Origin of the sequence: Streptomyces sp. NBC_00057 (assembly GCF_045041165.1) — a bacterium.
In the GTDB taxonomy this organism is placed as follows: domain Bacteria; phylum Actinomycetota; class Actinomycetes; order Streptomycetales; family Streptomycetaceae; genus Streptomyces.
In genome coordinates this window covers 7,708,990-7,721,670 of record NZ_CP108256.1, presented here as the reverse complement: position 1 = coordinate 7,721,670, position 12,681 = coordinate 7,708,990, and the positions used below count along the sequence as shown (strand labels likewise).

The 12,681-nt window shown below is 69.2% G+C and carries 13 protein-coding genes and 1 pseudogene; 11 read left to right on the top strand and 3 right to left on the bottom strand.

Going from position 1 to position 12,681, the window contains the following annotated elements; all coding sequences use genetic code 11:
- Positions 1-19 precede the first annotated feature (19 nt).
- Together OG953_RS36465 and OG953_RS36460 are read right to left on the bottom strand one after the other, a co-directional pair.
- The gene (locus OG953_RS36465) at positions 20-391 is read right to left on the bottom strand and encodes a fic family toxin-antitoxin system, toxin component (protein ID WP_405689618.1); all 372 of its coding nucleotides are present in this window, start codon (positions 389-391) and stop codon (positions 20-22) included.
- Positions 388-615, bottom strand: a complete 228-nt coding sequence (locus tag OG953_RS36460; protein WP_405689616.1) for an antitoxin — start codon at positions 613-615, stop codon at positions 388-390. Before OG953_RS36460 ends, OG953_RS36465 begins: the two co-directional genes overlap by 4 nt.
- A 271-nt stretch (positions 616-886) precedes the next feature.
- On the opposite strand from OG953_RS36460, the gene OG953_RS36455 reads away from it, so the two are divergent.
- The 9 genes from OG953_RS36455 to mug all read left to right on the top strand — a co-directional run bounded on the left by OG953_RS36455 (position 887) and on the right by mug (position 10,310).
- Complete coding sequence (locus OG953_RS36455) at positions 887-3,616, top strand: SpoIIE family protein phosphatase (RefSeq protein ID WP_405689615.1); 2,730 nt, start codon at positions 887-889, stop codon at positions 3,614-3,616.
- A complete protein-coding gene (locus OG953_RS36450) occupies positions 3,600-3,809 on the top strand; it encodes a hypothetical protein (protein WP_405689613.1) in 210 nt (69 codons plus the stop codon). The genes OG953_RS36455 and OG953_RS36450 overlap by 17 nt, the downstream gene beginning before the upstream one ends.
- Before the next feature lie 87 nt (positions 3,810-3,896).
- The gene (locus OG953_RS36445; protein ID WP_405689611.1) at positions 3,897-4,322 is read left to right on the top strand and encodes a GNAT family N-acetyltransferase; all 426 of its coding nucleotides are present in this window, start codon (positions 3,897-3,899) and stop codon (positions 4,320-4,322) included.
- A 174-nt stretch (positions 4,323-4,496) separates the two neighbouring features.
- On the top strand, positions 4,497-5,834 hold the full coding sequence (locus OG953_RS36440; RefSeq protein ID WP_405689609.1) for a hemolysin family protein: 1,338 nt from the start codon (positions 4,497-4,499) through the stop codon (positions 5,832-5,834).
- Positions 5,831-6,850, top strand: coding sequence for a hemolysin family protein (locus tag OG953_RS36435; protein ID WP_405689606.1), 1,020 nt, complete (start codon positions 5,831-5,833; stop codon positions 6,848-6,850). Before OG953_RS36440 ends, OG953_RS36435 begins: the two co-directional genes overlap by 4 nt.
- 190 nt (positions 6,851-7,040) lie before the next feature.
- Complete coding sequence (locus OG953_RS36430) at positions 7,041-7,283, top strand: LysE family translocator (protein WP_405689604.1); 243 nt, start codon at positions 7,041-7,043, stop codon at positions 7,281-7,283.
- A gap of 93 nt (positions 7,284-7,376) precedes the next feature.
- On the top strand, positions 7,377-8,225 hold the full coding sequence (locus tag OG953_RS36425; RefSeq protein ID WP_405689602.1) for an SGNH/GDSL hydrolase family protein: 849 nt from the start codon (positions 7,377-7,379) through the stop codon (positions 8,223-8,225).
- A gap of 59 nt (positions 8,226-8,284) precedes the next feature.
- On the top strand, positions 8,285-9,727 hold the full coding sequence (purB, locus tag OG953_RS36420) for an adenylosuccinate lyase (protein WP_405689600.1): 1,443 nt from the start codon (positions 8,285-8,287) through the stop codon (positions 9,725-9,727).
- A gap of 19 nt (positions 9,728-9,746) precedes the next feature.
- Positions 9,747-10,310 (top strand): G/U mismatch-specific DNA glycosylase, encoded by a 564-nt coding sequence (mug, locus tag OG953_RS36415; protein WP_405689598.1) that lies wholly within the window; start codon positions 9,747-9,749, stop codon positions 10,308-10,310.
- Positions 10,311-10,518: 208 nt separating this feature from the next.
- Here mug and OG953_RS36410 read toward each other — a convergent pair.
- A pseudogene (locus tag OG953_RS36410) lies at positions 10,519-10,707 on the bottom strand (ABC transporter permease); the annotation flags it as partial.
- Positions 10,708-10,776: 69 nt separating this feature from the next.
- Between OG953_RS36410 and OG953_RS36405 the strand changes: the two are divergent.
- Together OG953_RS36405 and OG953_RS36400 are read left to right on the top strand one after the other, a co-directional pair.
- Positions 10,777-11,949 carry a histidine kinase gene (locus tag OG953_RS36405; RefSeq protein ID WP_405689596.1) on the top strand — a complete coding sequence of 391 codons (1,173 nt, stop codon included), beginning with the start codon at positions 10,777-10,779 and terminating at the stop codon, positions 11,947-11,949.
- Between the two features lie 4 nt (positions 11,950-11,953).
- Positions 11,954-12,604 carry a response regulator gene (locus tag OG953_RS36400; RefSeq protein WP_405689594.1) on the top strand — a complete coding sequence of 217 codons (651 nt, stop codon included), beginning with the start codon at positions 11,954-11,956 and terminating at the stop codon, positions 12,602-12,604.
- Positions 12,605-12,681 lie beyond the last annotated feature (77 nt).

Below are 12,681 nucleotides of genomic sequence, written 5' to 3'. Positions count from 1 at the left end.
CCACCGCGTACCGGCGGTGTCACAGACTCCACTGGCGCAGTTCGTCGGCGATGGCCCGGACGTCCGCCTTGCCCTCCTTCACCAGTCGAGCCAGGTCGCGCACCTGCTCGGGCGAGGTGATGACCTTCTGCCCGGAGGCGACGAGATAGCCGTATGCGACGGCCGAGGAGAACATCGCGTTCGAGTGTTCGAGCGCTGGAACATGGAGCAGCAACTGCAGAAGGGCAGCGGCCCTGGAGTGCGGGTCGCTGTAGACAGGGCTGCCGAAGATCTCGGCCTCATGACGGGCCACCGCAGCCACGAGCGCACCCCAGTCGACGACCTGCGGATCGCCGGGAGTCTTGTGCTCGGCCACCATGAGCAGCCAGGAAAGGTCGATCTGGAGGTTCAACGCGTGCCTTTGCGCTCCGGGCCGAACTCCTCGGCGAACACCGCCTCGTACTGCTTCATGAAGTCGGCCGCGGCTTCGACAAAGGTGTGTCCGACCTCGCCCGCATCCTGCTTCACGAGCTCCTCTATGTAGCGGTTCACGCTCATTCCCCTCTGCAGCGCGCGCTGTCGCGCGGCCTCGGCGGTGGCCTCGTCCACTCTCACGTTCAGCTGAGTCTTGGGCACGGAAACACGCTAGCGCGGGTGCGCTAGCACCGGCAAGGGGAGCCCTCCGGTGCCCCGTACACCGGTCGCCGGTGACCGCATGGCGCAATTCGTCCTCCGCATTCTCCGTCGGCTCTGCGAGGGCGCCGCCCAGGGCAAGGACAACCGTACCGCCGGGATGCGGCGGCCCCTCGGAAGCGGATTGCGACGGCCGTGTGCCCCCACCCGAAAGGCCCTCCCCGGCCTGCCTCGCCTCACGCGCCGTCGACCCTGCGGTGTTAAAAAGGGCAATGTGGCCAGACGTTTCGGCCGATTCCGGAACGCACCGGTTCGGTCACTCACGGAGAAACACCCCTGGAGCCTCGCCGGGCAGGTCTTCGCCCTGCAGGTGGCTCTGGTGGTGCTCCTCGTGGCGGCCGCGGTGCTGGCACTCCTGCTGCAGTCCCGGCACGACACCAACGCAGAGGCGAGACAGCGCTCGATTGCCGTCGCAGAGACGTTCGCGCACTCACCGGGCGTCCTGGCCGCGCTGAAGTCACCCGATCCCTCCAAAGTGCTCCAGCCGCTCACCGAGGCGGCTCGGAAAGCGGCCGGCGTCGACTTCATCGTGGTGATGGACACGACGGGGATCCGCTACACGCATCCCCAGCCGAGCCAGATCGGGAAGAGGTTCGTCGGCACCATCGGGCCATCGCTGGCCGGCCATGTGTACACCGAGACCGTCAAGGGCCCGCTCGGCCGCGAGGTGCAGGCGACCGTCCCCATCTACGACCTCGGTCACAAGGTCGTGGGCCTGGTGTCGGCCGGCATGAAGGTCCAGAAGGTGGCCGGCGCGGTGTCCCGGCAGATTCCGATCATCATCGGCACCGGAGCCGCCGCGCTGGCCGTGGCCACGGCCGGGACGGCGCTGGTGGCCAGGCGGCTGCGGCGGCAGACCCACCGTCTGGGCCCCGCCGAGATGACTCGCATGTACGAGCATCACGACGCGGTGCTGCACGCCGTACGCGAAGGCGTGCTCATCGTCGGCAACGACGGTCGGCTGCTGCTGGCGAACGACGAGGCCAGACGGCTGCTGGATCTGCCGCACGACGCCGAGGGGCGGCACATCTCGGACTTGCCCGGCCTTGATCCCGGCACGGTGGAGCTGCTGACCTCGGGCCGTGCGGCCACGGACGAAGTGCTCCTTGCGGGGGACCGCTTGCTGGCGGTGAACCAGCGACTCACGGCTCGTCACGGTGGCCCCGAGGGCACGGTCGCGACCTTGCGTGACTCCACAGAGCTGCGGGCGCTGTCCGGAAAGGCCGAGATCGCCCGCCAGCGGCTGAGACTGCTGTACGACGCCGGGCTCGGCATCGGTACCACCCTCGACGTGGTGAGTACGGCCGAGGAACTGGCGAAGGTCGCGGTCCCCCGGCTGGCCGACTTCGTCACCGTCGATCTGGCCGACCCGGTCCTGCGCGGGGACGAGCCGTCCAGTACGGGCGCGGACATGCGCCGCGCCGCCGTCCAGGGCATCCGGGATGACCATCCCCTCTATGAACGCGGCCGCCTGATCGACTTCCTCCCCTCCACGCCGCAGGCACGGGCCTTCGGCAGCGGCCGGCCGGAGCTGGTGCCCGACCTGTCCGCCGCACCCGGCTGGCTTGCCCAGGACCCGGAGCGGACACAGAGGATCGTCGAGTACGGCATCCATTCGCTCATGACGGTGCCCCTCCAGGCGCGGGGCGCCATCCTGGGCATGGCCAATTTCTGGCGCTCGGAGAAGCCCCAGCCGTTCGAGGAGGACGACCTGTCCGTGGCCGAAGAACTGGTCGCCCGGGCGGCGGTCAGCATCGACAACGCCCGCCGCTACACCCGTGAGCACGCCATGGCCGTGACTCTGCAGCGCAGCCTGCTCCCGCGGGCCCTGCCCGAGCAGAGCGCACTCGAGGTCGCCCATCGTTACCTGCCCGCGCTCTCCGGGGTGAGCGGCGACTGGTTCGATGTGATCCCGCTCCCGGGCAGTCGGGTGGCTCTGGTCGTCGGGGATGTCGTCGGCCACGGCCTGCACGCGGCCGCCACGATGGGACGGTTGCGCACAGCCGTGCACAACTTCTCCACGCTCGACCTGCCGCCCGACGAGATCCTCGATCACCTCGACGACCTGGTCGGGCGTATCGACCAGGAGGAGGTGGAGGCGACCGCCGGTGCGGTGATCACAGGCGCCACCTGCCTGTACGCGATCTACGATCCCGTCTCCCGCCACTGCGCCATGGCGCGGGCCGGGCATCCCTTGCCCGCGCTGGTCCAGCCCGACGGCAGTGTGTCGTTCCCCGATCTGCCGGCCGGGCCACCCCTGGGCCTGGGCGGTATGCCCTTCGAGACCGCGGAACTGGAGCTGGCGGAGGGCACGCAGCTCGTCCTCTACACCGACGGGCTCATCGAGGACCGCACCCGGGACATCGACGTGGGGATGGAGCTGCTGCGTCAGGCGCTGGCGTCCCATCCCGACCGGCCGCCGGAGGAGAGCTGCCAGGCAGTGCTCGACGAGCTCCTGCCCAGCCGGCCGAAGGACGATGTGGCGCTGCTCATCGCTCGCACACAGGCGATCCCGCCCGACCACGTCGCCAACTGGGACGTGCCGTTCGATCCCGCCGCCGTGGCGGGGATGCGCGCCGCCGTGGCCGAGAAGCTCGACGACTGGGGTCTGTCCGAGCTTGCGTTCGCCATGGAGCTGGTGCTCAGTGAGCTGATCACCAACGCCATCCGCCACGGTTCCGCACCGGTCAAGATACGACTGCTGCGCGACCGCACCCTGACCTGTGAGGTGGCCGACAGCAGCAGTACCTCGCCCCATCTGCGGTATGCCGCTGCATTGGATGAAGGAGGCCGCGGCCTGTTCCTCGTCGCGCAACTGACCGAGCGCTGGGGCACCCGCTACACCCCCACGGGAAAGGTCATCTGGGCGGAGCTGGCACTGCCCCGACCCGGCGGGAGCGTGGACGGCACGGCGTTCTTGAACATTCTTGACTCGGAACTCTGACGGCCTGCACCGGCATCCGAAGTACGAGGGGGTCCAGGCTGTCTTCGACAGTGACGACATCGGCTGGGAACGATGGACCCAGTTCCATACGGTCTTCGTGCACGTGACCAAGTTCGGTGACCTCGACCGATCGGAGTACCTCGCTTCTCAGATCGGCAGCAAGGTACTGGGGGACGCTGTCACCGGCTGGTGAACACGGCAGTGGGCAGATCGGACGCCGCCCGGATCTCCGCGCGGAAACCGTTCGCCGAGCGGGCCGTCCCTCTGCTTGGCTCGCCCCATGAGTGATCTCCACATCCGCTGCGCCGGCCTCGCCGATATCGACCCCGTGTTGCGGTTCTGGCGCGAAGCCGCGGAAGGGACGAGCGTCAGCGACGACCACGACGGAGTGGCGCAACTCATCTCAAGGGACCCCGGGGCCCTGCTTCTCGCAGAGCGCGACAGCCTTCTCGCGGGAACCGTCATAGCCGGTTTCGATGGTTGGCGATGCTCCGCCTACCGGCTGGCCGTACATCCGGACTGCCGCCGGCAAGGCATCGCCACCGCCTTGATGGCAGCAGCGGAACAGCGGTTCGTCTCTCTGGGCGGGCGACGGGTGGACGCCATGGTCCTGGAAGCCAACGAACGGGCGCACCACACGTGGGCTGCGGGTGGCTACCACCGCGAGGATCACTGGCGGCGCTGGGTGAAGCCCCTCACGGACTGACGCGATCACACGAAAGGGCGGACGACTTTGCAGATCCTTTACGATGGGTGGTCTCCTGACCGATCCTTCCGAAAGGTGTGAACGTCCGCCCATGGGCGAGCCTCCCAGTAGTCGACATCGCCGGCACCGAGCGATCCTCCTGCCCCTGCCCGATCATGGGACGGAGGTGAACCGATGACCGAAGTGCTTCTGCTGCTCGTGGCGGTACTGCTCTCGCTCGCCTGCGGCGCCTTCGTCGCGGCTGAGTTCTCCCTGACAACCGTCGAGCGCGGTCAGCTCGAACGGGCCGTGGAGCAGGGTGAGCGCGGCGCGGCGAGCGCCATGAAGGCCGTACGCAGCCTGACCTTCCAGCTCTCCGGCGCACAACTCGGCATCACCGTCACCAACCTGGTGGTCGGCATGCTCTCCGAACCGTCGATCGCGAAGCTGATCCGCGGTCCGGTGGAGGCCGTGGGCCTGTCCCCCAGCGTGGCGTCCTCCCTGGCCCTCGTCCTGGGAACCGCACTGTCCACCGTGTTCCTGATGGTCGTCGGCGAACTCGTCCCGAAGAACTGGGCGATCTCCTCCCCGCTCGCCGTGGCGAAGGCCGTGGCGACCCCGCAGCGGGCCTTCACCGCCATCTTCCGGCCGTTCATCAGCCACCTCAACAACACCGCGAACCGGATCGTGCGCCGCATCGGCCTGGAACCGGCCGAGGAGCTGGCCTCCGCCCGCAGCCCGCAGGAGCTGGTGGCGCTGGCCCGGCACTCGGCGAAGGCGGGCGCACTGGAGGCCGACACCGCGGAACTGTTCGTCCGCACCCTCAATCTGGCGGAGCTCACGGCGGAGAACGTCATGACCCCGCGGGTGCAGGTCACCGCACTTGAGGTGCAGGCGACCGCCGAGGACGTCGCGAACGCCACCCGTGCGACCGGGCTGTCCCGCTTCCCCGTCTACCGGGGCAACCTGGACACCGTCGTCGGCGTGGCACACATCAAGGACGTGCTGGCCATCCCGGTCGAGCAGCGGCACCGTACACGCGTCTCGGAGATGCTGCGCGAGCCCCTGCTCGTACCGGAGACCCTCACCGTGGACCGGCTCCTGGACCGGCTGTCCGGCAAGCTCGCCATGGCCGTCGTCATCGACGAGTACGGCGGGACAGCCGGCGTCGTGACTCTGGAGGACATCGTCGAGGAGGTGGTCGGCGAGGTGCGCGACGAGCACGACCCGCACGAGACGCCGGACCTGGCACCGGCGGGTGAGGACGCCGACGGACGGACCCTGTGGTCGGCCGACGGCGCCGCCCGCCTCGATCAGCTGAAGAGGATCGGACTTCGGGTGCCGGACGGACCGTACGAGACACTCGCCGGACTTGTCGCCACCGAGGTCGGCCGCATCCCTGCCGTCGGTGATTCGATCGAGCTGGCCGGCTGGCGGGTCGATGTGGTGGACGCCTCCGGGCGCCGTGCCGCGCGAGCCCTGCTGCATGCGCCACTGCCCGGCGACGACGAGCAGACGGAGGAAGCACGATGACCGCCGTCCAGCTCTTCATCGGACTGATGACCCTGGTCGTCAACGCCTTCTTCGTCGGCGCGGAGTTCGCGCTGATCTCCGTACGCCGCAGCCAGATAGAGCCCGAAGCCGAGAACGGGAACCGGCGGGCGCGAAGCGTCATCTGGGGCCTCGAACACGTATCGGCGCTGCTCGCGGCGGCACAGCTGGGCATCACCCTCTGCACGCTGGTCCTCGGCATCGTCGCCGAACCGGCCATCGCGCATCTGCTGGAACCCGTCTTCACCGCGGTGGGTGTGCCGCACGGACTGATCCATCCGATCTCCTTCGTGATCGCGCTGTCCGTGGCGACTTATCTGCACATGCTGCTCGGCGAGATGGTGCCGAAGAACATCGCTCTGGCCGAGCCCGTGCGGACCGCGCTGCTGCTCGGACCGCCGCTGGTGACCCTCGCCAGGGCGCTGCGCCCGGTGATCTTCGCCATCAACGCCTTCGCCAACGCGCTGCTGAAGCTCCTGCGGGTGGAGGCGAAGGACGAGGTGTCCGCCACCTTCTCCGACGACGAACTGGCCCGGCTGGTGAAGGACGCCGGGGACGCCGGGCTGGTCGACGACCGCGCGGCCGAGCGGCTGCACCACGCCCTTGAGCTGGGCCGTCGCCCGGTACGTGATGTGGTGATGCCGGTGGAGCGGGTGGTGTACGCGAGGATCGGGACGACGCCGGAACAGCTGGAACAGCTCTCGTACGAGACCGGTTTCTCGCGTTTCCCGGTGATGGACAGCGAGAAGCGGATCCTGGGCTACCTCCATGTGAAGGATGCCCTGGACGCGGCACCGCGCGATGTGCCGTTCCCCGTGTCGGCAATGCGGCCGATCGCCCGGGTACGGGCCGCCACACCGCTCGACGACGTGCTGACCGCGCTGCGGCGCAGCCGCACACATCTGGCGGCGGTTGTGGACGAGGACGATCGACTCGCAGGAATGGTCACGATGGAGGACGTGCTGCGCGAGTTGGTGGGCCGACCGCAGGCACGCTGACCGGTGGGCGGGGGCCGCTGGGGGCCAGGTGCGGGTTCAAGCGCAGGCAGGCTGACCGGTGGTCGGCGGGGCGGGGCGCCGAGGGGGTGGAGGTGCCGGGGGCCGAGGCTCGTGCCCTGACTTCTCCAGGAACCGACGGCTTGCTGCGGGGTGGCGGCAGGACGCCCTGACCAATCTACTCAATCCGAAGATGGGCGTGTTCTACGTGGCCGTCCTGCCCCAGTTCATCCCGGCAGGCGCCCCGCACTTCGCCAAAGGACTCCTGCTGACCGGGGTGCACATCGTGCTCGGCCTGCTCCGGTCGGCGCTGCTGGTCGCCTTCGCCCAGGTGCTGCGGGGCTGGCTGCAGCGCCCGCAGGCCCTTCGGCTGCTTGACCGGATCACCGGGACCGTCATCGCCGGGTTCGGCCTGCGGCTGGCCCTGAGCGACTGAGGACGCGACCGCCGAGAGCGCACTACGACGCTCGGTACCTGGCCGGCGCCTTCTGGAAGGGGTCGGACCCCACCGCGATACGATCGCATCGCCATGGAAATGAATGCCTCCTACACCAGTCTCGTCGCGGTCGGCGACTCGTTCACCGAGGGCATGTCGGACCTGCTGCCCGACGGCTCGTACCGGGGCTGGGCAGACGTCCTCGCCGGACGGCTCGCGGTCCGCACTCCGGGATTCCGCTACGCGAATCTCGCCGTACGGGGCAAGTTGATCGCCCAGATCGTCGACGAGCAGGTCGATGCGGCCGCCGCCATGCAGGCGGATGTCATCACACTCGTCGGCGGTCTCAACGACACGCTGCGGCCCAAGTGCGACATGGCCATGGTCCGCGGAAGGCTCGAAGAGGCCGTGGAGCGTCTCGCGCCCTCATGCAGGAAGCTTGTGCTCATGCGCAGCCCCGGTCGCAACGGCCCGGTGATGGAACGTTTCCGTCCGCGGATGGAGGAGTTGTTCTCCCTGGTCGACGAGTTGGCTGCCCGCCACGGAGCGTCGGTCGTCGATCTGTACGGAGCACCGACCCTGGGTGATCCCCGCCTGTGGGACGTCGACCGGCTGCATCTGACGGCCGACGGCCACCGCCGGGTGGCGGAGGCGGTCTGGCAGACGCTGGGGCTGCCGCCGGAGAACGACTGGCGGACGCCGCTCCCGGCCTCCGCACCTCCGAAATGGGCGATACGACGCGTCGACGACTTCCGCTTCGCCCGCCGGCACCTCATACCGTGGATCGGCCGCCGTCTGACCGGCCGTTCGTCCGGAGACGGGCGGACGGGCGCCCAGTACAGCGCCGAACTGGGGAGAGCGTTCTGGGTCACCCCCGAGGATGCCCACGCCCCTGGCCCGGTGGCGACGTGGCGCCAGGTGGATGCGACTCCGCTCTCGTAGCAACCCACAAACCGGACCGCGGCGTCGGCCTGCACAAACCGCCAGTAGAATCTGGACACGTGACTGCTGTGTCTGCGAAGCCTCGCATCCCCAATGTCCTGGCCGGCCGCTACGCCTCCACGGAGCTGGCCGTCCTCTGGTCCCCCGAGCAGAAGGTGAAGCTGGAACGCCAGCTGTGGCTGGCGGTGCTGCGCGCTCAGAAGGACCTCGGGATCGAGGTGCCGGACGCCGCCCTCACCGATTACGAACGTGTCGTCGGCCAGGTCGACCTGGCCTCGATCGCCGAGCGCGAGAAGGTCACCCGTCACGACGTCAAGGCCCGCATCGAGGAGTTCAACGCCCTCGCCGGCCATGAGCAGGTCCACAAGGGCATGACCTCCCGTGACCTCACCGAGAACGTGGAACAGCTTCAGATCCGGCTCTCCCTGGAGCTGATGCGCGACCGCACGGTGGCGGTCCTGGCCCGGCTCGGCAAGCTGGCGGGCGAGTACCGCGAGCTGGTCATGGCCGGCCGCTCGCACAATGTCGCCGCGCAGGCGACCACGCTCGGCAAGCGCTTCGCGACCGCGGCGGACGAACTGCTGGTGGCCTACGGGCGGCTGGAGGACCTGCTGGGCCGCTACCCGCTGCGGGGTATCAAGGGCCCCGTGGGCACGGCCCAGGACATGCTCGACCTGCTGGGCGGCGATGCCGGGAAGCTCGCCGAGCTGGAGCAGCGCATCGCCGGGCACCTCGGTTTCGCCCAGGCCTTCACATCGGTCGGCCAGGTCTACCCGCGCTCACTCGACTACGACGTGGTGACGGCACTGGTGCAGCTGGCCGCGGCGCCCTCGTCGGTCGCGAAGACGATCCGTCTGATGGCCGGGCACGAGCTGGTGACCGAGGGCTTCAAGCCGGGTCAGGTCGGCTCCTCCGCGATGCCGCACAAGATGAACACCCGCTCCTGCGAGCGCGTCAACGGCCTGATGGTCATCCTGCGCGGCTACGCCTCGATGACCGGCGAGCTGGCCGGCGACCAGTGGAACGAGGGCGATGTGTCCTGCTCCGTGGTCCGCCGCGTGGCGCTCCCCGACGCGTTCTTCGCATTCGACGGTCTCCTGGAGACCTTCCTGACGGTGCTCGACGAGTTCGGGGCATTCCCGGCCGTCGTCGCCCGCGAGCTGGACCGCTACCTCCCGTTCCTTGCCACGACCAAGGTCCTGATGGGTGCGGTGCGCGCCGGTGTCGGCCGTGAGGTCGCCCACGAGGCGATCAAGGAGAACGCGGTCGCCTCGGCCCTGGCCATGCGTGAGCAGGGCGCCGAGCGCAACGAGCTGCTCGACAAGCTGGCCGCCGATGTGCGCATCCCGCTGGACCGCGCACAGCTGGACGCGCTGATGGCCGACAAGCTCTCCTTCACAGGAGCGGCGGGCGACCAGGTCACCGCGCTGATCTCCCGCATCGAGGAGATCACCAAGCAGCACCCCGAGGCCGCCGCATACACGCCGGGCTCCATCCTCTGACGGCCGCCACCGCAGCCGGATGACACCCGAAGAGCTCCAGGCCGCCCGCGACAGCACCGTTCCCGATGTGGTCGCGGGCGGCCTGCGTGTGCTGTTCTGCGGGATCAACCCGAGCCTGATGACAGGGGCAACGGGCCACCACTTCGCCCACCCCGGCAACCGCTTCTGGCCGGTACTCCACCGGTCCGGCTTCACCCCTCGGCAGCTGAAGCCGGCAGAACAGACCGAACTGCTGCGATACGGCCTGGGCATCACCAATGTGGTCGCCCGGGCCACCGCACGGGCGGACGAGCTGTCCACCGAGGAGTTCCGTGAGGGCGGACAGAAGCTGGCAGCCAAGGTCGAGCAGCTGCGACCGCGGTGGCTGGCAGTCGTGGGGGTCACTGCGTACCGCACCGCCTTCGGGATACGAACCGCCCGGATCGGTCCGCAGGATCACACGATCGGCGACGCCCGCGTCTGGGCCCTTCCCAACCCCAGCGGCCTGAACGCCCATTGGAACGCTCAGACGATGGCGCAGGAGTACGGACGCCTCCGCACCTCTGTCGAATGCGACGGCATCAGCACCACCGAAGGATCCTGACTCCCCGGCGCCTGCACGGCGGCTCGACGCCGATGGTCGTGGTTGTGGTTGCGGTTGCGGTTGTGTCCGTGGCAGGAGGCTGGCGCCTGGCCCATCACGGCGAGCGATGGCGGGGCCGTCGCGGAGGGTTGGTGGCGGGACCCGTCCGCAGGAGGCGGATACCGTCGTCCTGCCTCGTTTGCTCCACCTTTGAGGACGTGGCAGCGGGCTATACGTCCCTTCGCCGGATCGTCCACCAGCCTGCCGGCTGTGCGGCCGCTGCCCACGCCGCTGGCACCGCGAGTCCGCTCCACGGTCCGAGACTGCCTTCGGGATTCTGGTGGAGCACCAACTGTCCTGCCCTGTCGGGCAGATATTGTGCCGCGCCACCGACGACGTCGCCGATCACGAAGGAGACGCCCGCCGACCGCGCCGAGGCCTGCCTCGAGGGAGCCACCGGGCCCGTGCGGGCTGACACGATGGCAGCATGTTCCGCCTTCTCCGCCCGCTCGCCACACCTGTCACCTACACCCGGTGGCTGCATCTCCTCATCCCGGGTGCGGTCTACAGCGTGTGGGTGTTCATCTCCCCGGACACTCCGTGGGCGCCCGTGGTCCTCGCTGTGCCAGTGGGGTTGTTGCCCGCCGTGCGGCTGGCCGAGGGTGTTCAGGCACAGCTCCTGCTCACGCCTGCCGAGCGGGGCAGCCCCCACGCGGCGATCTCCGCAAGCGCTGCGGCCACTTGGGCGGATCGCTGGCGAACCGTGTTGTGGCTGGAGATACGACTGCTGCTCTGCGTCGCCGTGGGGTTCTCAACAGTGTGGCTGCCGGCGACCGCGGTTGATCTCGTCCTCACCGCGGCGGGCGACGTCCCGAGCGGCGAATGGCTGGTCCGCGGGGTGGAGCCGCACTGGTGGTACGCCCTGCTGGCGCCTCTGCCCATCCTGGTGCTGCTTGCCGTGGTCGCGGCGAACGGAGAGCTGATCACCGCGACCGCCCGTCGGCTCCTCGGTCCCTCACCGGTGCAGCGGTTGACCGCTCTGGAGGAGCGCACCGAGCAGTTGCTGGAGCGCAATCGCATCGCACGGGAGCTGCATGACTCGATCGGACACGCGTTGACGGTCGCGGTCGTACAGGCGGGTGCGGCCCGGGCGGCTGACGACCCGGAGTTCACCGAGCGGGCACTGGCCGCGATCGAGGAGACCGGCAGGGACGCGCTCGACGATCTGGAGCGGGTTCTGCGGGTGCTGCGCGAATCGGGAACACCGGTGGGGCAGCGGCCGACGCTCTCGGAAGCGGACCGGCTCCTGGACTCCGCGCGTGGTTCGGGGGCGAAGATCGATGCGGACGTCTCCGGTCCGCTGGAGCAGGTTCCGGGGGCGGTCTCCCGCGAGGGGTACCGGATCCTTCAGGAATCTCTCACCAATGTGCTACGTCACTCCGGGGCGGTTCCCGTCCGGGTGCGGATCAGCGTCACGAGCGGCCGGCTGGAGATGGAGGTAACCAATCCGCTCACTGATTCCGTGGGAACGCCGGGCGGTGGGAGCGGGCTGCGGGGCATCCGCGAGCGGGCCGCGCTGCTGGGCGGAAAGGCCAAGACAGGTCCGCACGACGGCGAATGGAGGGTGCACGCAAGTCTTCCGTTGAACGGCCTAGGCTGACCTGATGCCGGTTACCGTTCTTCTGGTCGATGACGAACCCCTCGTCCGCGCGGGGCTGCGCGCGGTTCTTGAGGCTCAGCCCGATATCGAGGTGGTGGGCGAGGCGGGTGACGGCGCCGCAGTGATCCCGTTGCTGCATCAGCTGCGCCCCGATGTGGTGGCCATGGACGTCAGGATGCCGCTGATGGACGGCATAGAGGCGACGCGGGTGGTGCTGCGGACCGTACCGGAACCACCGAAGATCCTGGTGGTCACCACATTCGAGAACGACGAGTACGTGTACGAGGCGCTGCGCGCCGGAGCGGACGGTTTTCTCCTCAAGCGTGCCCGGCCCGCCGAGATCGTGCATGCGGTGCGCCTGGTCGCAGAGGGCGAGTCGTTGCTGTTCCCGGCGGCCGTCCGGCAACTCGCCGCCGAGTACGGCACGAGCAAGGCGCGCGCGGCCATGGACCGGGCGTCGCTGACCGAGCGTGAGGCTGCGGTCCTCCGGCTGATGACCCGTGGCCTGTCGAACGCGGAGATCGCCGCCAAGCTCGAGGTCGGTGTCGAGACGGTGAAGACCCATGTCAGCGCCGTACTGGCCAAGTTGGGTGCGAGGGACCGTACCCAAGCGGTGATCGCAGCGTACGAGTCCGGGTTCGTCGCTCCGAGCTGAGGGCCGCCGGCCCCGGATACCCGTTCCGGCCGGCAGTCGCCCTGCACCCGGGCAGCGAGTACCATCCGCCTGACATG

Excerpts from the sequence above, each read along its gene's own strand:
- OG953_RS36445 (WP_405689611.1), top strand. The coding sequence starts at position 3,897 with ATGAGTGATCTCCACATCCGCTGCGCCGGCCTCGCCGATATCGACCCC.
- OG953_RS36440 (WP_405689609.1), top strand. The coding sequence starts at position 4,497 with ATGACCGAAGTGCTTCTGCTGCTCGTGGCGGTACTGCTCTCGCTCGCC.
- OG953_RS36435 (WP_405689606.1), top strand. The coding sequence starts at position 5,831 with ATGACCGCCGTCCAGCTCTTCATCGGACTGATGACCCTGGTCGTCAAC.
- OG953_RS36430 (WP_405689604.1), top strand. The coding sequence starts at position 7,041 with ATGGGCGTGTTCTACGTGGCCGTCCTGCCCCAGTTCATCCCGGCAGGC.
- OG953_RS36425 (WP_405689602.1), top strand. The coding sequence starts at position 7,377 with ATGGAAATGAATGCCTCCTACACCAGTCTCGTCGCGGTCGGCGACTCG.
- mug (WP_405689598.1), top strand. The coding sequence starts at position 9,747 with ATGACACCCGAAGAGCTCCAGGCCGCCCGCGACAGCACCGTTCCCGAT.
- OG953_RS36405 (WP_405689596.1), top strand. The coding sequence starts at position 10,777 with ATGTTCCGCCTTCTCCGCCCGCTCGCCACACCTGTCACCTACACCCGG.
- OG953_RS36400 (WP_405689594.1), top strand. The coding sequence starts at position 11,954 with ATGCCGGTTACCGTTCTTCTGGTCGATGACGAACCCCTCGTCCGCGCG.